Annotated in this window: 27 protein-coding genes, 1 other RNA gene and 1 pseudogene; 9 read left to right on the forward strand and 20 right to left on the reverse strand. The window is 68.9% G+C overall.

All coding sequences use genetic code 11. From position 1 onward, the window contains the following. Positions 1–86: 86 nt before the first annotated feature. Entirely contained in the window at positions 87–887 is an 801-nt protein-coding gene (locus tag G3M57_RS07025) for a CAP domain-containing protein (RefSeq protein ID WP_163229649.1), read from the reverse strand. A 49-nt stretch (positions 888–936) separates the two neighbouring features. Here G3M57_RS07025 and G3M57_RS07030 point away from each other — a divergent pair, with 49 nt between their 5' ends. Beyond that, the gene (locus G3M57_RS07030) at positions 937–1,500 is read left to right on the forward strand and encodes a nucleoside 2-deoxyribosyltransferase (protein ID WP_056761890.1); all 564 of its coding nucleotides are present in this window, start codon (positions 937–939) and stop codon (positions 1,498–1,500) included. Between the two features lie 133 nt (positions 1,501–1,633). On the opposite strand, the gene G3M57_RS07035 is transcribed toward G3M57_RS07030, so the two are convergent. Next, positions 1,634–2,335 carry a methyltransferase gene (locus G3M57_RS07035; RefSeq protein WP_230983909.1) on the reverse strand — a complete coding sequence of 234 codons (702 nt, stop codon included), beginning with the start codon at positions 2,333–2,335 and terminating at the stop codon, positions 1,634–1,636. A gap of 200 nt (positions 2,336–2,535) precedes the next feature. Here G3M57_RS07035 and G3M57_RS07040 point away from each other — a divergent pair, with 200 nt between their 5' ends. Both G3M57_RS07040 and G3M57_RS07045 read left to right on the forward strand, forming a co-directional pair. Next, entirely contained in the window at positions 2,536–3,546 is a 1,011-nt protein-coding gene (locus G3M57_RS07040; protein ID WP_163233674.1) for a polyprenyl synthetase family protein, read from the forward strand. 1 nt (position 3,547) lies between these two features. After that, the gene (locus tag G3M57_RS07045; protein ID WP_163229651.1) at positions 3,548–4,090 is read left to right on the forward strand and encodes a hypothetical protein; all 543 of its coding nucleotides are present in this window, start codon (positions 3,548–3,550) and stop codon (positions 4,088–4,090) included. 6 nt (positions 4,091–4,096) lie between these two features. Here the strand turns inward: G3M57_RS07045 and G3M57_RS27910 are convergent. Next, a pseudogene (locus G3M57_RS27910) lies at positions 4,097–4,216 on the reverse strand (hypothetical protein); the annotation flags it as partial. 4 nt (positions 4,217–4,220) lie between these two features. Next, the gene (locus G3M57_RS07050; protein ID WP_163229653.1) at positions 4,221–5,069 is read right to left on the reverse strand and encodes an FkbM family methyltransferase; all 849 of its coding nucleotides are present in this window, start codon (positions 5,067–5,069) and stop codon (positions 4,221–4,223) included. Positions 5,070–5,234: 165 nt separating this feature from the next. Here G3M57_RS07050 and G3M57_RS07055 point away from each other — a divergent pair, with 165 nt between their 5' ends. Further along, on the forward strand, positions 5,235–5,636 hold the full coding sequence (locus tag G3M57_RS07055; RefSeq protein WP_163229655.1) for a YccF domain-containing protein: 402 nt from the start codon (positions 5,235–5,237) through the stop codon (positions 5,634–5,636). Here the strand turns inward: G3M57_RS07055 and G3M57_RS07060 are convergent. Genes G3M57_RS07060 through fumC form a run of 5 tightly spaced genes read right to left on the reverse strand, consistent with a single transcriptional unit; the run spans position 5,633 to position 8,798 of the window. After that, the gene (locus G3M57_RS07060) at positions 5,633–5,950 is read right to left on the reverse strand and encodes a CcdB family protein (RefSeq protein ID WP_163229657.1); all 318 of its coding nucleotides are present in this window, start codon (positions 5,948–5,950) and stop codon (positions 5,633–5,635) included. The two genes, G3M57_RS07055 and G3M57_RS07060, sit on opposite strands and share 4 nt — an antisense overlap. Beyond that, complete coding sequence (locus G3M57_RS07065; RefSeq protein WP_028039893.1) at positions 5,944–6,186, reverse strand: type II toxin-antitoxin system CcdA family antitoxin; 243 nt, start codon at positions 6,184–6,186, stop codon at positions 5,944–5,946. Before G3M57_RS07065 ends, G3M57_RS07060 begins: the two co-directional genes overlap by 7 nt. A 31-nt stretch (positions 6,187–6,217) precedes the next feature. Further along, positions 6,218–6,961 carry an AAA family ATPase gene (locus G3M57_RS07070; protein ID WP_163229659.1) on the reverse strand — a complete coding sequence of 248 codons (744 nt, stop codon included), beginning with the start codon at positions 6,959–6,961 and terminating at the stop codon, positions 6,218–6,220. Further along, entirely contained in the window at positions 6,958–7,404 is a 447-nt protein-coding gene (locus G3M57_RS07075; RefSeq protein ID WP_163229661.1) for a GNAT family N-acetyltransferase, read from the reverse strand. The genes G3M57_RS07070 and G3M57_RS07075 overlap by 4 nt, the downstream gene beginning before the upstream one ends. 2 nt (positions 7,405–7,406) lie before the next feature. Then, positions 7,407–8,798, reverse strand: a complete 1,392-nt coding sequence (gene fumC / locus G3M57_RS07080; RefSeq protein WP_163229663.1) for a class II fumarate hydratase — start codon at positions 8,796–8,798, stop codon at positions 7,407–7,409. 130 nt (positions 8,799–8,928) lie between these two features. On the opposite strand from fumC, the gene G3M57_RS07085 reads away from it, so the two are divergent. Genes G3M57_RS07085 through G3M57_RS07095 form a run of 3 tightly spaced genes read left to right on the forward strand, consistent with a single transcriptional unit; the run spans position 8,929 to position 10,250 of the window. Continuing rightward, a complete protein-coding gene (locus G3M57_RS07085) occupies positions 8,929–9,468 on the forward strand; it encodes a DUF1697 domain-containing protein (RefSeq protein ID WP_163229665.1) in 540 nt (179 codons plus the stop codon). A 54-nt stretch (positions 9,469–9,522) separates the two neighbouring features. Continuing rightward, a complete protein-coding gene (locus tag G3M57_RS07090; RefSeq protein WP_056761875.1) occupies positions 9,523–9,846 on the forward strand; it encodes a YbjQ family protein in 324 nt (107 codons plus the stop codon). Positions 9,847–9,848: 2 nt separating this feature from the next. Continuing rightward, positions 9,849–10,250: a RusA family crossover junction endodeoxyribonuclease gene (locus tag G3M57_RS07095; protein ID WP_056761874.1), complete on the forward strand. Its 402-nt coding sequence runs from the start codon at positions 9,849–9,851 to the stop codon at positions 10,248–10,250. A gap of 43 nt (positions 10,251–10,293) precedes the next feature. Here G3M57_RS07095 and G3M57_RS07100 read toward each other — a convergent pair whose 3' ends face one another. The 7 genes from G3M57_RS07100 to G3M57_RS27720 all read right to left on the reverse strand — a co-directional run bounded on the left by G3M57_RS07100 (position 10,294) and on the right by G3M57_RS27720 (position 15,370). Continuing rightward, on the reverse strand, positions 10,294–12,501 hold the full coding sequence (locus tag G3M57_RS07100; protein WP_163229667.1) for a serine hydrolase domain-containing protein: 2,208 nt from the start codon (positions 12,499–12,501) through the stop codon (positions 10,294–10,296). A gap of 118 nt (positions 12,502–12,619) precedes the next feature. Beyond that, positions 12,620–13,420 carry a C13 family peptidase gene (locus G3M57_RS07105; RefSeq protein ID WP_163229669.1) on the reverse strand — a complete coding sequence of 267 codons (801 nt, stop codon included), beginning with the start codon at positions 13,418–13,420 and terminating at the stop codon, positions 12,620–12,622. A 7-nt stretch (positions 13,421–13,427) separates the two neighbouring features. Beyond that, entirely contained in the window at positions 13,428–13,913 is a 486-nt protein-coding gene (locus tag G3M57_RS07110) for a PaaI family thioesterase (protein WP_163229671.1), read from the reverse strand. A 4-nt stretch (positions 13,914–13,917) separates the two neighbouring features. Beyond that, positions 13,918–14,403 carry an SspB family protein gene (locus tag G3M57_RS07115; RefSeq protein ID WP_056761869.1) on the reverse strand — a complete coding sequence of 162 codons (486 nt, stop codon included), beginning with the start codon at positions 14,401–14,403 and terminating at the stop codon, positions 13,918–13,920. Between the two features lie 224 nt (positions 14,404–14,627). Next, positions 14,628–14,992, reverse strand: a transfer-messenger RNA (tmRNA) gene (gene ssrA, locus G3M57_RS07120). Further along, positions 14,958–15,245, reverse strand: a complete 288-nt coding sequence (locus G3M57_RS07125; protein WP_163229673.1) for an Atu4866 domain-containing protein — start codon at positions 15,243–15,245, stop codon at positions 14,958–14,960. Before G3M57_RS07125 ends, ssrA begins: the two co-directional genes overlap by 35 nt. Beyond that, a complete protein-coding gene (locus tag G3M57_RS27720; protein ID WP_255355536.1) occupies positions 15,242–15,370 on the reverse strand; it encodes a hypothetical protein in 129 nt (42 codons plus the stop codon). The genes G3M57_RS07125 and G3M57_RS27720 overlap by 4 nt, the downstream gene beginning before the upstream one ends. A gap of 243 nt (positions 15,371–15,613) precedes the next feature. Between G3M57_RS27720 and G3M57_RS07130 the strand changes: the two genes are divergently transcribed. Beyond that, positions 15,614–16,522 (forward strand): AraC family transcriptional regulator, encoded by a 909-nt coding sequence (locus G3M57_RS07130; RefSeq protein WP_056762111.1) that lies wholly within the window; start codon positions 15,614–15,616, stop codon positions 16,520–16,522. 122 nt (positions 16,523–16,644) lie between these two features. Further along, positions 16,645–17,307: an aquaporin gene (locus G3M57_RS07135; RefSeq protein ID WP_056761864.1), complete on the forward strand. Its 663-nt coding sequence runs from the start codon at positions 16,645–16,647 to the stop codon at positions 17,305–17,307. A 54-nt stretch (positions 17,308–17,361) separates the two neighbouring features. Here the strand turns inward: G3M57_RS07135 and G3M57_RS07140 are convergent, their stop codons facing one another. The 4 genes from G3M57_RS07140 to G3M57_RS07155 form a co-directional block, all read right to left on the reverse strand. After that, positions 17,362–17,592, reverse strand: a complete 231-nt coding sequence (locus G3M57_RS07140; protein WP_056761862.1) for a DUF6289 family protein — start codon at positions 17,590–17,592, stop codon at positions 17,362–17,364. 71 nt (positions 17,593–17,663) lie between these two features. Beyond that, a complete protein-coding gene (locus G3M57_RS07145) occupies positions 17,664–18,515 on the reverse strand; it encodes a hypothetical protein (RefSeq protein WP_163229674.1) in 852 nt (283 codons plus the stop codon). A gap of 2 nt (positions 18,516–18,517) precedes the next feature. Continuing rightward, on the reverse strand, positions 18,518–19,066 hold the full coding sequence (gene ilvN / locus G3M57_RS07150) for an acetolactate synthase small subunit (RefSeq protein WP_056761859.1): 549 nt from the start codon (positions 19,064–19,066) through the stop codon (positions 18,518–18,520). Beyond that, a complete protein-coding gene (locus G3M57_RS07155) occupies positions 19,067–19,405 on the reverse strand; it encodes a GIY-YIG nuclease family protein (RefSeq protein WP_082564764.1) in 339 nt (112 codons plus the stop codon). Positions 19,406–19,504 lie beyond the last annotated feature (99 nt).

Raw genomic sequence — 19,504 nt, forward strand, 5'->3', positions numbered from 1 at the left:
TGGAAGATCCCAACGACCGCCCGGCTGTGATGTTCCCGGGGCGACGCCCAGGGAAAACATAGGATAATCGCCGCCGCTCTGGCTTCTCACCCCAGCACGAACACCGGCCCCCAGGCCACCTGGTACTTCCGGGCGCCGGTCGACAAGTGCGGGCGCAGCTGCCAGGCCCCCGGCGGCAATGTCCGGGCGCCGGGGGCCTCCACATAAGTCTCGACCAGGGGGTCGGCGCCAGGCTCCGACACCGAGAACTGGTCGATGCGCGGGACCGCGTTGGACAGGGCCGAGGCGATGGAGGCGACCGAGGCCACGCGGAGCGGGGCCGGGGCGGCCAGGCGGGCGGAGACCTCGGCATAGGCCCCCACGGCGATCACCTCGCGGCCCCGGCGCAGCACCCCGTAGCCGACATGGGTGAAGCCTGGCGACAGCAGGTTGGCGCGATGGCCGGCGCTGCCCTTCCACTGGCCCATGATCTGATCGGGCCGCACGGCGCCGTCGGCGTTCAGGCGCTCGGCGATGTTCTCGGCCGGGGCGCCGACCAGGTCGCGGGCCAGCAGCCCGACCCGGGCGGCGGGGCCGAAACCCTCGCGGGTCATGTGGTCGAAGACGCCGGTGCGGGCGATGTCGGCGGCGTGGGCGCGGGCCGCCAGGGTCAGGCCGGGATCGGGCGCGAGTTCGGAGAGGCTCCGGCCCCGCCGGAAGAGGTCGCCCAGGTCGCGCAGGTCGGTCTCGAAATCGGGATCGAAGTCGCCCCGGCTCTCGGCCAGTTGCTGGCGCAGGCGGCGGTCATAGGCCAGCCACGGGTCGCTCTGCGCGGCCTCGGCCAAGCTTGGCGCGGCGAGGGCGGCGGCGGTCGCGGCGATCAGCGCGCGGCGGTTTGGGGCGATCATGGTCTTCAAGGCGGTTGACAGCGTCCTGTTTCGGCAAGTTGTAAGGGGCATGAGACCCGTACGTTCCATCTGGCTGGCCGGCCCCGAGCCCTGGCTTCCCGACGCCGAGGCGCAAAGCGCGCGCCAGCGCGCCTTCTGCGCGGACAACGGCTTCACCGGCCTGACCGCGCCGGCCATCGTCGAGACCCAGGCCGACAATGTCGAGGTCCAGGCCCGCGAACTCTACGCCGAGAGAATGGCCAAGCTGCGGCAGGCCGACGCCGGGATCATCAACCTGACGCCGTTCCGCGGACCGTCCTGCGCCAGCGCCGCGGCGTTCGAGGCCGGGGTGCTGGCCGGGCTGGGGCGTCCGGTCATGGCCTATGTCAATATCGCCGACGAGAGCGAGGCCGAATATGTCGACCGGGTGGAGGTGCATGTCGGCGCCCAGCGCGACGAGCACGGCGTCTGGCGCGACGGCGACGGCTGCGTGGTCGAGGACTTCGGCCTGCCCGAGACCCTGATGCTGTGGGCCGAGGCGCGGCGCCTGTTCGTGATCATCACCGACGATCCGCTGCACGACCTGACCGGGCTGGAGATGTGCCTGGAGGCGCTGGCGCTGTACGCGGAGTAGGGGGCGGCTCACTTGCCCCCACCTGACCGCTTCGCGGTCTGTCCGCCCCCAGAGGGGGCGGAGCCTTCGCGTTTAGGCTCTTCCCCCTCTGGGGGAAGACGGCCGAAGGCCAGTTGGGGGGCAAGTGGCGGATCTAGTTCCACCCCAGCGCCGCGTCCCCCCGCAGGATCGCCTCGGCCGCCGCCGAATGCCCCGGCGCGTCGCGCTCGTGCAGCACCAGCGGCGGCAGCAGGATCAGCGGAGCCTTGCCGGTCTTGATCGCCCGGACGATCACTCGCTTGGCCGGGGCGTCGGCGAAGGGCGCGATCGGGCGGATCCGGAACGAGCCGGCCTTGGGGGCCAGCAGCGCCAGGAGGTCGGCCAGGCGGTCGGCGCGGTGGATCAGGGTGAGGCTCCCGCCCTCGCGCACGGCCTTCAGGCAAAAGGCCGTCCAGGCCCCCAGCCCGCCGTCGGCCATCCAGGCGACGGACTTCTCCGGCGCGGGCGCGCGCAGGGCGGCGGGGTCATCGAAGAACGGCGGATTGCTCATGACCGCGTCGAACACCGGCAGGTCCAGCGCGCGAAAGCCGCGCTCGACATCGCCGCCGACGATCTCGACCCGATCCTGGAGCGCGTTGAGCTCCGCATTGCCTCGGGCCAGCTCGACGGCGACGGAATCGCGCTCCATGCCGACGAATCGGGTGCCGGGGCGCCGGACGGCCGCGGCCAGCAGCGCGCCGCCCACCCCGCAGCCGGCCTCTATCACCCGCTCGCCGGGCCCCGCGTCGCAGGCGGCCGCCAGAAGGGCCGCGTCCATGCCCGCCCGGTAGCCCGCCACGGCTTGGCGCAGTCGCACGCGGCCGTTCAGGACGGCGTCTTCGGTGACGCTTGGCGGGCTTCCGGCCGCGGGTATCTCGTTCGGCAACGTTTCAAGCCTTGTGCTCGCCTTGACCCTGACCTATCCCGCCACCATTGTCGCTCGCAACGGCTGATCAAGCCCAAGGGACGCGAGGCGTACGCCGACCGCCGGCGGGCGTCAGCAGGGAGAGTATGGTTTTGGACGCAGCTGCAGCGACCCTCGCCCGCCAGCCGGGATCGGTGGATCGTCTCGTGCGGCTGGCCGCCGCCGACATGGCCGGGGTCGATGCTCTGATCACCGCGCGCATGCAAAGCGAAGTGCCGGTCATTCCCGCCCTGGCCGAGCACCTGATCGCCGCCGGCGGCAAGCGCCTGCGTCCGCTGCTGACCGTAGCCGCCGCGCGCCTGGCCGGGTCAGACAACGACACCTGCCTGAAGCTGGCGGCCGCCGTCGAGTTCATCCACACCGCCACCCTGTTGCACGACGACGTGGTCGACGGCAGCCAGCTGCGGCGCGGCAAGGTCGCGGCCCACCTGATTTGGGGCGCCGCGCAGAGCGTGCTGGTCGGCGACTTCCTGTTCGCCCGGGCGTTCGAGCTGATGGTCGAGACCAACTCGATGAAGGCGCTGGAGATCCTGGCCCGTGCAAGCCGCGTCATCGCCGAAGGCGAAGTGCTGCAGCTCACCCGCAGCCACGACCTGAACCTGTCGCAGGCGCTGTACCTCGAGATCATCGCCGCCAAGACCGCCGAGCTGTTCGCCGCGGCGTCGGAAGCCGGCGGCGTCTCGGCCGGCGTGTCGGCCGTCCAGTCGGACGCCCTGCGCGCCTATGGCATGAACCTGGGCCTGGCCTTCCAGCTGGCCGACGACGCCCTGGACTACGGCGGCACCACCGAGGCGCTGGGCAAGAACGCCGGCGACGATTTCCGCGAAGGCAAGGCGACCCTGCCGCTGCTCCTGGCCATCGCCCGCTCGGGCCCGCGAGAGGCTGAGTTCTGGGAACGGGCCATTGGCCGCCGCGAGCAGACCGAGGCCGATTTCCGTCGGGCCCGCGAGCTGATCGTCGGCACCGGGGCGCTGGAGGCCACGCTCGACCTGGCCGCCAACTACGCCGACAAGGCCAAGGCGGCCCTGGCGGGCTTCCCGGCCAACGACTGGCGCTCCAGCCTCGAGAGCCTGGCCGACTTCGCGGTCAGCCGGCGAGCCTGACGTGGCCAGGGCGGGGCGGCGGGCCTCCTCCGAAACAGCTCGCGACGAACCGCACGGCCACGACCACGCGCACCACGCCGGCGAGGCGGCCGGCCGGGTGATCGGCGGCGGCCTGGGCGTGGTGATCGGTTTTTGCGTCCTGCTGCTGATGTTCGGCCCGGTGCTGTGGGCTCCATTGTGGGCGGCCGTTTCCACAGCGATGCAGGTCAAGGCGCTGGCGCACAATGGCTGGCTGACCGCCGGCGCGGCGATCGCCGCCGGCCTGGCCGTGGCGTTCCTCCAGGTCCTGCTGCTGGTCCAGAAGAGCCCGCTGCTGCGCTATCCGGCCGTGCTGCTGTTCTCGCTGGCCTGGGTGGGCGGACTGTGGCTGGAACTTACGGCGCCGCCGCACAACTGGCTGGCGCCGCCGCCCTGGCATGCGCCCGGACCCTGGGCGATGGCGGTCGTCGGCGCCGGCACGGTGATCTATGCGGGACTTTACCTGCTGATCCTCACCCGCTTCGGCAAGGGGAGGTGGGCCAAGCGGTGGCAGTTGATCAAGTAGGCGGTTGCGCCTTGCGTCCTTCGAGGCCCGCTGCGCGGACGCCTCAGGATGAGGAGCTTTGTTGCTGCTGAATTCCTCATCCTGAGGTGCGAGGCGAAGCCGAGCCTCGAAGGACGCACGGCGTTCAGCCCTACGCCTTCAGACACAGATCCAGGTGCGTGCCGTTGTCGTCCTCGACGTGGCGCGTCCAGGCCGCGTCGATTCGGGCGATCACCTCGGCGGCGTCGGTGCCCTTGACCGTCTCGCGCTTCTTCTTGCGGTGCAGGATCTCGACGCCATAGCCCAAGTCCAGGAAGAAACTCAGCAAGGCCGAGCCCTCGGCGCGCGAGGTCTCGGCCTGGAAGCGCGGCGAATATTCCAGGAAGGTGATCGGCTTCTGCTCGGCCATGAAGGCCTTGGCGCCCATGAAGGCGCGATATTCCATGCCTTCGATGTCGATCTTCATCACGTCGACCTTGCCAAGTTCGCCGCGCAGCAGGTCGATCGGCACCACCGGGGCGAAGTCGTAGTCGCTCAGGTCGTCCGGCGCGGCCTGGCCGGCCGGCTCCAACTGGTGATTGTTATGCATGGTCTGGCGGCGCAGGAAGGCCGTCTCCAGGGTGTCGGACACCCCCACCAGGATCAGGCGGATGTTGTCGATGGCGTTGGTCTTGGCGCTCTCCAGGATCACCCGGCCGTTACCTGGGCTCATCTCGATGGCGATCACCCGGCCGGTGGGACCGACTTTCTTGGCGGCGGGCAGGGCGAAGGCGCCCCAGCTGGCCCCGACGTCCAGCACGGTCATGCCGGGTTTCAGGGTCTGCAGGAAATAGTCCAGCACCCAGGGCTCGTAGTCCTTGCCGTCCAGCAATTGCTTGGTGATCACCCAGTGGTCGGGCATGCGGAACGTGCAGCCGCGGAACTTCACCGAGGCGGGCACAGGGGCCGCGCCGACCGGCAGCGAGATCGCCTGGTGCTTCTTCTTGCGGAACAGACCCATCGTGCCCTCGTTCTGCGCCTCGCGCGGAATCGCGTCGCGCCTTTGTTTCGAGCGCGTCACATAGCGATACCTTGTGGCAAGGTCACGTCCGGCGAAGGGAAAGGCGAAGCTCGACATCACCCGCGATTCGTCCCACGCCTAGGCTTGCGACTTCCGGAGGCCGTCATGATCCGCCTGCTGCTCAACATTCTGTGGTTCATCTTCGGCGGCTTCATCTCCGGTTGCCTGTGGCTGCTGGGCGGGCTGCTGCTGGCCATCACGATCGTGGGCCTGCCCTATGCGGGCGCGGCCTGGCGCATCGCCGGCTTCGCCTTCTGGCCCTTCGGCAAGGAAATCGTGCCGCGCGACCTAGTGACCGGCCGCGAGGACCTGGGCACCGGTCCCCTGGGCTGCGCGCTCAACGTGATCTGGTTCGTCCTGGGCGGCTGGTACATCGCCCTGGCCCATCTAGTCGCCGCGGCGGCCGAGGCCGTGACGATCATCGGCATCCCGTTCGCGATCAAGGACCTGCAGCTGGCCGTCGTGGCCCTGGCCCCGATCGGCCGGACCGTGGTGGACCGGCGCTAGAAGCCGGTGAACAGGCGGTCGACGGCGCAGCGGATGTCGTCTTCGTAGGCGGCGAGGGAGCCGCGCGAGCGGCCCAACCGCAAACGTTCGATGTTGGTCAGGAAAGCCGTATTCACGACCAGGCGTTCATCCGCGAAGTTCACCTCGACCAAGATCTTGCCGCCATGCACCGATTGATCGAGCCGCATCATGGGCGCGATGACCAGCGTTGGCAGCGCCTCGAACAAATGGGATTGCAGAACGACGACATAAGGGACCTTGGCGCGCGTGATCGCGCTCGGATTGTCGAAGACGTCGTACTGACGGATCACCACGTCCGCAGATCGTCCCCGAAGGCGCCGTGTTCCTCGACGAACCGATGAAGCGCCTTGATCGCGTCGGCGTTCTCGTCCGCCCACCGCCGCGCACGTTCCTCGGCGCAGGCGGGGTCCACTTTCTGGAGATGCAGTCGAAGCTGCGTCTCGCTCATGCCGGCCACGGAAATTCCCAGCCGCTTGGCCTGCGCCAGCAGTTCCGGATCGATGCCGATGTCGAGTTCGACCTTGCCCATGGGCGAAGGCTAACACGCCCCTCGCCGCGCGTCAGGCTTCGAAGTCGTCGTCCGCCAGCAGCACGTCCAGGAAGGTCTGGCGACGGTTGAGGAAGTTGCGGGTCACCTGGAAGTGCTCGGTGTCCTCGTAGTCCACGCGATCGAGGCCGCGCTCGGAGGCCTGGTAGATCCAGGCGTCGGGATAGCCCAGCAGGATCGGCGAGTGGGTGGCGATGATGAACTGCGAGCGGGCCAGGACCAGCTCGTGCAGCCGCGCCAGGAACGACAGCTGCCGCTGCGGCGACAGGGCCGCCTCGGGCTCGTCGAGGATGTAGAGGCCGTCGCCGCGGAAGCGGTTGTCGAACAGGGCGAAGAAGGCCTCGCCGTGCGACTGTTCGTGCAGGGGAGTGTCGCCGTAGCCGCTGACGCCGATCTCCTCGACATAGCTGGCGACGTTGAAGAAACTCTCCGCCCGCAGGAAATAGCCGTCGATGGGGCGCAACGCCCCACGAACCCGCCGAATATACCGGCTCAGGGACGAGTGCGAGGCGCGTGTCGAAAAGTTGACGTTGGTCGACCCGCCCTCGGGGTTGAACCCCCAAGCCATGGCCAAGGCCTCGATCAAGGTGGACTTGCCCGAGCCGTTCTCGCCGACCAGGAAGGTCACGCGCGGATGGAACGCCAGGCGGTCCAGATCGCGCACCACGGGCAGGTTGAACGGATAGGCGCCGGCGTTCCAGCCCTCGCGCCGCTCGAACAGCGCCTCGATCCAGTAGGGGCGTTCCAAGGCGGTCATCCGACGTTCCGCCGCAACACGTGGGTCCAGGGGCCCGAACTGTCTCGCGAGAAGCCCTGCGCTTCCCAGAACGGCGTGGCGGCGGGGGAGGCGGCGGCGTTGCAGGTGAGGAGGTCGACCTGGTCGAGGGCTTCCTGGATCAGGGCGGACGCCAGGGTGCGCGCCACGCCCTGGCGGCGGAAGGTGGGGCGGACATAGAGGCGGCGCATGCGGCGGGCGGGTTCGGTCGCGGCGGGCTCGACCGACAGGCCGCCGATCCCGGCCAGTTCGCCGGCCAGCAGCGCGCCCAGCAGGGCCTCGCCGTCGTCCTCGAAGCGCTGGTCGGCGCTGGCCCAGCCCTCTGCGAGCCGAGCCATGGCGCCAACGCCCTCACTCGCCGCGTCGGCGAGGAGGGCGTCAAAGCCGTCCGGCAGGTCGTCGATGATCCGGACCAGCTGGATCAAATTCAGCCCGGCGAGATCATGTTCTCGGGGCGGACGTACTGGTCGAACTCTTCGTTGGTCAGGTAGCCGCCGCCGACGGCTTCCTCGCGCAGGGTGGTGCCGTTCTTGTGCGCGGTCTTGGCGATCTTGGCGCAGGCGTCGTAGCCCAGCTTGCCGTTCAGGGCCGTGACGAGCATCAGGCTGTTCTCGACGCCCTTGTTGATGTTGTCGACGCGCGGCTCGATGCCGACCACGCAGTTGTCGGTGAAGCTGATCGCGGCGTCGGCGACCAGGCGCACCGACTGCAGGAAGTTGTAGGCCATCACCGGGTTGAAGACGTTCAGCTCGAAATGGCCCTGGCTGCCGGCGAAGGTGACGGCGGCGTGGTTGCCGAACACCTGGACGCAGACCTGGGTGAGAGCCTCGCACTGGGTCGGGTTGACCTTGCCCGGCATGATCGACGAGCCCGGCTCGTTTTCCGGCAGGCTGAGTTCGCCCAGGCCGGCGCGCGGGCCGCTGCCCAGGAAGCGGATGTCATTGGCGATCTTGAACAGGCTGGCGGCGACTGTGTTGATCGCGCCGTGGCTGAAGACCATGGCGTCGTGGGCGGCCAGGGCTTCGAACTTGTTCGGAGCGGTGGTGAAGGGCAGGCCGGTGATGGCGGCGATCTGCTCGGCCACCTTCTCGGCGAAGCCGATGGGGGCGTTCAGGCCCGTGCCGACCGCGGTGCCGCCCTGGGCCAGCTGCATCAGCTTGGGCAGGGTCTGCTCGATCCGCTCGACGCCGTTGGCGACCTGCTGGGCGTAGCCGCCGAACTCCTGGCCGAGGGTCAGGGGAGTGGCGTCCTGGGTGTGGGTGCGGCCGATCTTGATGATCTTGGCCCAGGCCTCGGACTTGGCCTTCAGGGCCTCATGGAGGTGCTTGAGGGCCGGCAGCAGGTCGTGGACGATCTGCTCGGCGCAGGCCACGTGCATCGCCGTCGGATAGGTGTCGTTCGACGACTGGCTCATATTGACGTGGTCGTTGGGGTGGACGGGCTTCTTGCTGCCCATCTCGCCGCCCAGCATCTGGATCGCGCGGTTCGAGATCACCTCGTTGGCGTTCATGTTGGACTGGGTGCCCGAGCCGGTCTGCCAGACGACCAGGGGAAAGTGTTCGTTCAGCTTGCCTTCGATGACTTCGTTGGCGGCCGCCACGATGGTCTCGGCGAGTTTCGGGTCCAGCTTGCCCAAGGCCAGGTTGGCCTCGGCGGCGGCGCGTTTGACGATCCCCAGGGCGCGGACGACCGGAAGCGGCTGCTTCTCCCAGCCGATCTTGAAATTGCCGAGCGAACGCTGGGCCTGAGCGCCCCAGTACTTGTCGTTCTCGACGGCGATCGGGCCGAAGGTGTCGGTCTCGTTGCGCGTAGCGGTCATGCGGCGGGTCTCCCGGAAAAACGGTCGAGCGGGGGTCTAGACCCAAGGCGCGCCCAGGGCAACGTTCCCCGGTTGCTCAGGGACGCGGTCGCGGGTACGACGGGAACAATCAAGGAACGGAGTTCGCCCGATGAGCCCTCACATCGCCCTGCTGCGCGGCGTCAACGTCGGTGGCCGCAAGGTGCTGAAGGACGACCTGCTGGGCCTGGCCAAGGACCTGGGCTTCGACGACGCCAAGACCCTGCTGGCCAGCGGCAACCTGGTGCTGTGGGGCAAGGCCGAGGCAGACGCCCATCTGGAACAGCGGCTGGAGGACGGCCTGGAGAAGCGCATGGGCCTGCGGACCGAGTTCTTCGCCCGCACCTCCGCCGAGTTGAAGGAGATCATCGACGCGAACCCCTATCCGGACGAGGTCAGGAGCCACCCCAACCACCTGCTGGTGCACTTCATGAAGGCCCCACTGCCAGACGGCGACGAAGCCACGCTGCGCGCGGCGATCACCGGTCCGGAGACCTTCAAGGTCGGAACGCGCGAGCTCTATATCGACTACCCCGAGGACGTGGGCCATTCGATGCTCGACCGGGACTGGAAGAAGACCAAGAGGTCCCCTCTGGGCACCGCCCGCAATTGGAACACGGTGCTGAAGCTGGCGACGATGGTGGGTTTGTAGGGGACGCGGCCCGCCGGCCTTGGCTATATCGACGGCACGCCAAGGAGATATCCCATGCTCGTCGCCACCACCAATGACCTGCCCGGCCACCGCATCGTCGCCCATCTGGGCCTGGTGCGCGGGGTCACCGTCCGCTCGCGCAGCGTGATCGGCAATATCGGCGGCTCGATCCAGTCGATCTTCGGCGGCAAGCTGTCGATCTATGTCAACCTGGCCGAGGCGGCCCGCAAGGAGGCCTACGACCTGCTGGTGGCGCACGCGACCGAGATGGGCGCCAACGCCATCCTGGCCATGCGCTACGACGCCAACGAGATCATGGAGGGCATCACCGAGGTCCTGGCCTACGGCACCGCCGTGAAGGTCGAGCCGATCGCCTAGCGATGCCTCCTTTGGGTGAGAGTGACGGCTGGATCCACCACGGCAAGGTCCGGGCCCGCGAGGCCGACGGCGAACTGACCCTGGTGGTCGACGGCCTCACCACCCAGGCCAAGTACTACAAGCCGCTGATTTACGAGTTCTTCCGCAAGGTCTGGCGCGGGGCGCGTCCGACCTGGGGCGAGTTCTCGGTCGAGATCGGCATGGAGTTCGTCGGCGAGCCGCCGTGGATGGACCTGGACAACTTGGCCAAGGCCCTGCTGGACGCGATCAAGGGCTACGCCTTCCACGACGACGCCCAGGTGGCCCGGCTGCTGGTCGAGCGCCGGCCGGCAGAGCGCGAACGGATCGTCATCGTGGTGCGCCGGCTGGAATCGCGTTTCCTGCGGGCGACGCTGGAAGACTGAGGAGCGGCTGAGAACAGGCCCATGGCCTGTCCCCGTCTTCGCTCTAGGCGTTCCAGAACTCCAGGAAGCCCCAGGCCGCCAGCAGCAGGGCGAAGCCCAGGAAGATCAGCGTGGTGCAGCTGAAGGCCAGCTTGCGCAGCGCGGTCCAGCTGTCGACCCGCCGGCCGCCTCGCCACACCACCGGCAGCATGGCCAGGGTGGCGATGGTCAGCAGGGTGGCCACGAAGGCGCAGGCCGAGGCGCTGAGCAGCCAGCCGCTGGGCCAGCCATAGAACGCCCGGGCCATGTCGTCGGCGCCGCTGGCGAACACGCCCACGCCGACGAGGGCGACCAGCCAGAGGATCGCCTGGATGGTTTGCAGCAGGCTGGCTCGGGCCTGGGTCGGGGTCTGGCGCGCCTCGCGGCGGTCGCGGGTGGCCACGCCGACCAGGGTCGCCAGGGCGGCCAGGGCGGCCAGGACGGCGAAGGTGGTCAACAGGCTGCGCTGGTGGGGGAAGTCGATGCGCTCGAACGCCGCGCCGCCGGTGGGCGAGAAGAACCGCGCCACCTTGCCGTCCTCGCGCTGGAACACCAGCAGGCCCGCGCCGCTGGCGGGCGCGAACGTGTCGGGCTGGTCGGTGGCGGTCCATTGGCTGGACTGGCCGTCGATCGTCAGGGTCAGACGGCCGTCCGGCGCGGCCCGTACGGTCGCCTGGCCGATCAAGCGGTCGATGAAGCCTTCCAGTCCGCCATAGGCGCGCCGGGTGGTCAGGAACTGGCCCTCATAGGCGCGGGCCTCGTCGCGGGTGATCTTGCTGGCGGCGGGGATCTCAGGGCGCGGGGCGTAGAAGCGCTCGATGATCGTCGAGGGCAGGCTGGCGGGCAGGTCGGCGCCGGTGTCGGTGTTGACCGCCACGAACACGCCCAGGCCCAGTTCGGGGACCATGACTAGGTTGGAGTGGAACCACAGGGTCGCGCCGGCGTGGCCGAAGCCGCGGCGGCCGCCGGGCAGGGGGATGTCCATGAAGCCGGCGTTCCAGCCCGGGGCGCCCTCGGCCGGGCGGTACATCGGCGTGCGGAACATCGCGCTGGTCCGGGGCGAGAAGATCGTCCTGCCATCGATCGTCCCGCCGTTCAGCAGCAGGGTCATGTAGCGGGCCATGTCGCCAGCCGTGCTGGAGGCGGCGCCGGCGGGGGCGATGTGGCCGATGAACTCGGGCGCTTCGGTCTGGAAGCCCAGCGGGGTCCAGCGGAAGCCGTCCGACAGGCCGGCCGCCAGGGCCGGCGCCATCGGGGCGGGCAGATCGTCCCGCCACGGGCGGTTCTCGCGGAAGGTCGTGTGGGTCAGGCCGGCGGGCAGGATCACCTGGTCGGCGATCACCTTCTCGAACGGCTGGCCGGTCACGTTGGCCAGGGCCTCCCCCGCCAGGCCGACGCCATAGTTGGAATAGGCCGGCAGCAGGCCCGGCTCGCGCACGCGGTTGGGGCGCTCCTGGCGCAGGTACAGTTCCAGGGGCCGTTCGCGACGGGGGTCGCGCTCGAACAACTGGCCCAGGGCCCGGTCCTCGAACCCGGCGGTGTGGGTCATCAGGTCGCGCAGCCGCACCGGGGTCTTCTTGCCTTGGTCCTTCAGCTGCAGCTTCTCGGGCAGGTAGACGTTGATCGGGGCGTCCAGGCGCATGCGCCCGGCCTCGACCTCGTTCATCAGGGCGATCCAGGTGAAGGTCTTGGAGATCGAGCCGACGCGGAACAGCGTGGTGTCGGGATCGACCTGGCGGCGGTCTCTCAGGCTGGCGACGCCATAGCCCTTCTTCAGCACCACCTGGCCGTTCTGGACCACGGCGACGGTCACGCCGGCGATGTGGTCGCGGGCCATGCGGTCGCGGACGACGCCGTCGACATAGGCTTCCAGGTCGGCGGCAGGCAGCGGCGTGGCGGGGCTGGCCAGGACCGGAGAGGGCGCTGCGGTCTCACCCGTCGCTGCGGGCGGCGCGGCCAGCGTGCTCGTCGCGGGCGCCGGCCTCGCGGCGGCGGGCTCGGGCGTCGCGGCGGTCCGGGCCGTGGCCGGAGCGGCGGGTTGCGGCCGCGGCGGGCGGCGGCGTCGAACCGTCGAGGTGTAGGGGATCGGCGCCGAGGGCAGGGTGGCGGTCGTCCCCGCGGGGGGACGCGCCGTGCGGGCGACGTCCTGGGTTTCAGCGATCGTCGCGCCGAACAGGCCGCACCCGATGATCGCCGCCGAAACAACAGCCCTGAACGAAAGACGCAGCGTCACGAACAAGACCTCGCCGGCTTCTGGAAAACTAAGAGTGATCAGACTTCTAGGGCGCCCCGGGCGGGGATCAAGGGGATGTGGTCCTGCCCGGGCGTCTTTCCCGTGGACGCCTGGCCGGTCAGCGTCGTTTTGGCGAAGCGGCGGGCTTGATGGGAGCGCGTGGCGGAAAGGCGTAGAGCGGCAGCAGCGGCCTCAGGCCCGCGCCGATCCACAGCTGCGGCTCCGAGGCCGGTTCGGCGCCGGTGTCGCGCTCCCGCCGCGCCACGCAAGCCTGCACCGCCCGGCCCAAGACCGCGAAGTCGTGGGCGGCGGGGGCCGACGACAGCAAGCAGTCGTCGAAATAGGGGTACTTGTCGTCCTCGCTGCAGCCGAACGACGTGCGGTCGGGCCGCGCCGCGGTCAGGATCATCCGGTCTTCGCGCTGCAGCGGCTTGACGAACACCCCCGAAAAGCAGGCCGAGACCACGATGATCGACGGGCGGGCCGGGCAGGCGTCGTCGACCATGGCCGCCAGCAGGCTGGGCGGAAGGATGTCCTCCCCCAGCAGCGCCCCCTCGGGCGCGCCGTGGCTGGTGAGATAGACCAGGCATCCGGCCGTGCGCTTGGTCGCCAGGTCGCGCAGGTCAGCGTGGATGGCGCCCAGGTCAGTCTTGCGGGGCTTGGGGGCGGGATAGCGCCTGGGACGCATCGAATATTGACGGATGGCGTCGGGAGAAAATCCAAGGCCGAGCAGGGTCGCGCTCACGTCGCGGCGGGCGTTGTCGAAAGCCTCCGTGGGGCCGCCCGAATGGGCGCGCCAGTCGCCGGCAACCACGACGACGGCCCAGTTGGAGAACGACGGGGTGTCGGCTCGAGCCGGCGCGGCGGCCAGCAGCGACGTCAGCAGCAAACCCAGGATCAGGCTCGCGAACCGCCGCATGATCCCGTTACGTCTTGAACTTCGAGAACGGCGTCGGGATCGCGGTAGCGCTGGCCCGGGCCAGCAGCCGGCCTTCCGGATCGTAGAGTTCGCCCTCCAGGAAACAGACCGTCCTGCCCTGCTTGACCACCCAGCCGACACCCTTGAGCGGGCCGGGCAGGGCCGGACGCAGGAAGCTGGTCTTCATCTCGAGCGTCGGAACGACGGACGTCATGCCCGAGGCGATCATGCCCGCCACCGACATGCACTCGTCCAGCATGGCGCAGACGAAGCCGCCCTGGACCTGGCCCATGGGATTGCCGACCGCCTCGACCGAGGGCGCAAAGGCGATCTCGACCCGGCGTTCGGCCTGGTTGACCGACAGCATGTGGAAGCCCAGCGTGCGGGCGCTGCCCGGCGGGTTCTTGGACGTGTGAAAACGCGCCAGGATCGCCTCGTCCGTCAGGCTCTGCGGCGCATCGAAAGCCACATCGTTCGGGGCGATGTCGCTCACCCGGCTACTTCTTGCGGAACTGGTCGAGGGAAATGATCTTGGGCGCTTCCTCGCCGCCTTCGGTGGCGGCGGCGACCTCGGGTTCCGGCTCCGGCTCGGGCTCCTGCGGCGCGATCTCGGGCGCCTCGAACTGCAGGGCGAACTGCACTGACGGGTCGTAGAACCGGGTCACCGCGGCATAAGGGATCGACAGCCGCTTGGGCTGGCCGCCGAACTTCAGGGTGACCGAGAAGAAAGTCTCGCCCGGCGCCAGGTCCCAATACTGGTGCTGCAGGATGATGGTCATCTCGTCGGGATACTTGCCCAGCAGGTCCTGGGGGCCCGACACGCCCGCCGCCTGGGTCTTGAAGGTGATGTACAGATGGTGCGGCTCGGGCAGGCCGCCGGGCGCGGCGGCCTTCTTCAGCGCGGCCTTGACGACGCCGCGCAGGGCGTCCTGGGCCATCGCCTCGTACTGCATCAGGTCTTCAGGCGGATTGGTCTGGGCCATGCGGTCCATCGTAAGGCGGGAACTGGAACGAAGCGCGCAGAGTAGCGTGTCGCAGGGGCGGCGAGAAGGTGGGGGAGTAGGGGAATTTTACAATTGGCCCGACGGCTTTCCCTGCTGCTGGAGGAGGGAGCCTCGGCGATGTCGTGGAAAGTGGAGGGATTCTGTTGGCAGGCTCCCGCATCCTTCAGCAAGGAAGAGGAGGGAGCCTTGGCGATGTCGTGGAAAGTGGAGGGATTCTGTTGGCAGGCTCCCTCCGGGCCCCGCCTAGGGATCTGAACCCCTAGGACTTAAGAGGCGAGATCACCCGCACCGCATTACGCGGCGATGGCGAACTCTTCAGCGAAGTTATCGTTCGCAGTTAGTTTAGCGGCCCGATACGGTGAGCCACGCCGAGAGAAAGCATACACCTTTACACGTCTGTCGATGCTGATCGGCCCCATGAAGTCCCGTGATAACTCGGGAGGTTTTGGTGGAGCCGCCGGGAATCGCACCCGGGTCCAGTCCGCTTATTACGTGCGCGTTTATCCCCATAGTCCGGGCGAACCCGAACGCCCTCAATATAGGGGGTGAGGCTCGCCATGGGAAGAGCGACGCCGCCATTGACGAGGGTGGGGCGCAGGACGTGGCGGCGGCGCCAGGCTCAGCCGGCCCTCGGTCAGGCGGCCCGACAGCTGGCCGCCGCCGTCCTCGAACAGCCGGATGTCGTCGCCGATCAGCTCGTAATGACCGGCGAACACCAGTTCTCCGTCGTGGCGCTCGTCGAAGCGGCCGTCGGGGCGCAGTTCCAGGCTGACGCCTCCGTCGGCGCTGGCCCAGACGCCGGAGACGCGGCGGCCGGTCAATGGACAGCTCCCCAGGCGGCGCCGCTGAGGGCGGAGGCGGCGGTGAAGAGGGCGGTGGCGGTCAGCCAGGCGGCGACGAACCACCGAGGCGCGGCCTGGGGCCGGCGGGGCGTGTAGCGGGTCATGACATCCTCGGGGGCGGACGGCCGCCGCGTCGTCCGGTCCTGGGCCGACGGCTGTGGCCGAGAGCTCGGGAAGGGGCGGCGATGGCGGCGGGGGCGGGACATCCCCACCATGACCCATGGATCGTCGTTCGCGATAGACCGATGCTGCTCCTTGATTGCACGATCCTGCACATCATGTCTGGCGGAGGTGACGGCCCCCCGCGCCGGGTGTAGGGCAAGCGCCATCAGCAAAAGGAAATGTCGATGGTCGAGCCGGGCGAACTCGCCGCTCTGATTGAACGATACGCGCCTACGGACGGCGATCACAAGGTCTGCGAAAAGGCCTCCCTGCATCGCGCCAGCCAGCCCAGCGAGCCGACCCACGGGGTGTTCGGCGCCGCGGTCTGCGTGGTGGCCCAGGGACGCAAGCAGGTGCTCAGCGGCGGATCGGTCCTGGTCTACGACGCGCTGAACTATGTGGTCGCCTCGGTTGACCTGCCCGTGATCGGCCAGGTGGTCGAAGCCTCGCCGGAGGCGCCGTACCTGTCCTTCCGGATGACGCTGGACCCGGCGGTGATCGGCGACCTCCTGCTGCAGCTGGGCGGCGAGCCGGCGCTGGCCCAGGACGCAGGGCCGCTGGTCGGAGCCATGGCCGTCAGCCAGGTCAATCCGCCCCTGCTGGACGCGGTGATGCGGATGGTCCGGCTGATCGACACGCCGCGTGACGCCGCCGTGCTGGCCCCGCTGATCGAGCGCGAGATCCTCTACCGCATGCTGCTGGGCGACCAGGGGCCGCGCCTGGCCCAGATCGCCCGCGCCGACGGCCGCATGCGCCAGGTCAAGCGCGCCATCGGCTGGATCACCCAGCACTTCAACCAGCCCTTCAGCATCGAGGAACTGGCGGCCGAGGCGCGGATGAGCCCTTCGGCCCTGCATCGCCACTTCAAGGCGGTCACGGCGCTCAGCCCGCTGCAGTACCAGAAGCAGATCCGCCTGCAGGAGGCGCGCAAGCTGATCTTGGCCCAGCGGCTGGACGCCGGTTCGGCCGGCCACGCGGTGGGCTACGACAGTCCCTCGCAGTTCAGCCGCGAATACGCGCGGCTGTTCGGCGCTCCGCCCCTGCGCGACGCGGCCCGCCTGAGAGGCCGGCCCGACATGCTGCTGGAGACCTGACGCCCGTCGGTCGCCCGCCGATCGCCAGCGCATTTCCCCTATTCCAGGACTCGCCAAATAGAGACAAGGTTGTACCGCTTGTCTTCAAGGTGAAGTGCGGGCGCGGAGCGGGAGATCGCGAAATGTCAAAAATTGTTGCCGAGTTCATCGGCACGTTTGCTCTTGTGTTGTTCGGTTGCGGTGCGGCCGTGCTGGGCGGCGACCATGTCGGACAACTTGGCATAGCCTTGGCGTTCGGGTTTGCGATCGTGGCGATGGCCTACGGCATCGGTCCGGTGTCGGGCTGCCACGTCAACCCGGCGGTCAGCCTGGCGGCCTTCGTGGCCGGGCGGATGAGCGCCAAGGAGATGGGGCTGTACTGGATCGCCCAGTTCGTCGGAGCGACGGCGGGGGCGGCGGTGCTGCTGCTGATCGCCGGCGGCACGGCGCACGGCCTGGGCCAGAACGGCTGGGGCACGGGCTACGGCGGCGGCTTCGGGGTCGAGGCCGCCTTCGCGTTCGAGGTGGTGATGACCGCCCTGTTCGTGATCGTCATCCTGGGCTCGACCGGCACCGACGCCGCCCCAGGCTTCGCGGGGCTGGGCATCGGCATCGCCCTGGCGGTGATCCACATCGTCGGCATCCAGGTGACCGGCGTCTCGGTCAACCCCGCCCGCAGCTTCGGCCCGGCCATCCTCGTCGGCGGCCAGGCCGTGGCGCAGCTGTGGCTGTTCTTCGTCGCCCCGGCGATCGGCGCCGTGCTGGGCGCGCTGCTCTACCGCTTCAACGTACTGAAGGTCGGCTAGCTTCGGCGGAACGGCGGACCACTGAGGTCATAACCGCAGTGGTCTGTCGGAAGCTTAATCGCAGGGCGTGGAGGTGACGTCCGCATACGCCGTCTGCACGCCGTTCGAGAAGAAGTGACCGTTGCAGGCGAGCAATGTGTGTCCGACCTCCTCGGTGTGGGAGGCGTCGGAATAGTAGTAGGTCTCGACCTCGTGGGTGGGCAGGGCGAAAGCGACGCCGGCGGCCAGGGCCGAAGCGGCGACGACCGACAGGGCCAGAATCTTAAAGGTTTTTGACGGGCGCATGGTGGACTCCTCCTGGAGCGCTCACTCTTGCATCGCGCCGCGAGCGCCACAATCGAAGATTGATCTCGTCCCTATGGGCGAGTGTTTACGGTTGGCGGGTCTTCCGGCGGCAACGGCGCCGCCGGTGGCTGAGGGCGGTTGTTCTCGCCGGGCTTCAACTGACCGCCCGAGGCGATCAGCGCCTCGTAGGCCCGCTGCTGGCGCGAGAAGTCGCCGCCGCGCGCGAACACCGCGTCGAAACGAGCGTCGCGGCCCGAGGCCGCCGACAGCGCCGCGGCCAGGGCCGGCGCGATGGAGCCCACCTCGGCGTCGTCACAGGCTCGGCGCAGGTGGCGGGCCTGGCCGGGGACCAGCAGGGTGACGTCCCACGAGACGCCCTCCAGGCACACCGGCTCCACGGCCCCGCCGCCATAGTCGACGATCACCGACCGCGGTTGGCTCCACATCGGCGCGCCGACCAGGGCTTTCAGCGGCGGGATCTGCTGGGTGGCGAGCTCGGCATCGATGTCCACGCGGCGGCCGATCTCCGGCGTACAGCAGCCCAGGCCGGCGCGAGCCTGGACGAAGGCGCGGCCGTCGCGGCGCACGGTCACCCGAACCACCGCCTGGCGCACGCCCGTGGCCGGGCGAGCCCAGACCTCCAGCACCAGTTCGCCGGGCTTGATCAGCTGGCTCTGCAGGGGCTGCAGGCCCCAGAGCCGGTAGAGCAGGGGATCGACGCCGTTGTCGATCGGAACCAGTTGCTCGCCCTTGCGCAGGCGGCGGCCCTGAAACGGGTCCTGCTCCGGGGGCGGCTTGGGAATCTCGGGCGACCACCAAACGGCAGGATCGGGCGGCGGGGCGGGCGGAGCCTGGGCGGCGGGCTGCTGGCCGACCAGGGCGAACCCCGTCAGCAGGCCGGCCAGAAGCATCGCGCCCGTCATGGCTACATTCCTTCAACACCCCGCTCGATGGAAAGCACGCCGGTGCGCGACAGTTCCACCAGGCCCAGCGGCCGCATCAGGTCCAGGAACTTGTCGATCTTCGACGGCGCGCCCGAGATCTCGAACACGAAGCTTTCCAGGGTGGTGTCCACCGGCTTGGCGCGGAAGATCTCGGCGATGCGCAGGGCCTCGACGCGGTCGACGCCCTGGCCGCGCACCTTGACCAGCGCCAGCTCGCGTTCGACGCCGTTGGGATCGCGGGTCACGTCGTGCACGCGGCGGACGCTAACCACCTTGTGCAGTTGGGCCTCGATCTGGTCGAGCACGTGACGGGTGCCGCGGGTGACCACGGTGATCCGGCTGGTGTGGGCCTTGCGGTCGGTCTCGGCGACGGTGAGGCTCTCGATGTTGTAGCCGCGGGCGGCGAACAGTCCGACCACCCGGTGCAGCACCCCCGGCTCGTTGTCGACCAGCAGGGCGAAGGTCGCGGTCTGCTCGACCTGTTCGTTCGGGGCCATGTCGTAGGCGGAGGCGGGTTGGAGGTCGGTCATCTAGGGCGCTCTGACTCTGTGCTCTTGTTGTTTGGGTTTGCCGCTGCGACGACGCGACAGGGACGGTAGTGCATCCCAATCGCCGCGCATCATCGCTTCTTTCTTGGCGCGGGACCAACCTTTGATCCGACGCTCGGTGTCGATAGCGTCGACGATGTATTGGAAGGGCTGACACCATACGAGCTTCACGGGAAGCCGACAGGCTGTGTACTCGCCGCGGCGACCCTCTTGATGCTGAGCGACGCGCACCTCTACATCCGGTCCTCGATGAGAGCCGACATAGTATGAACCGTCGCGGCACTGGAGCATGTAAACCCATGCGCTGTTGAGATCGTACATCGGCCCTGCGTCCGTCGAGGCGAACCTTTCAGGTTCGCACCTCAGGATGAGGAAGGATGTGGACGACACGAAAGCAGAAAAACCGCGACCTTACTGAAT

It is taken from the genome of Caulobacter rhizosphaerae (genome assembly GCF_010977555.1).
GTDB classification, from domain to species: Bacteria; Pseudomonadota; Alphaproteobacteria; order Caulobacterales; family Caulobacteraceae; genus Caulobacter; species Caulobacter rhizosphaerae.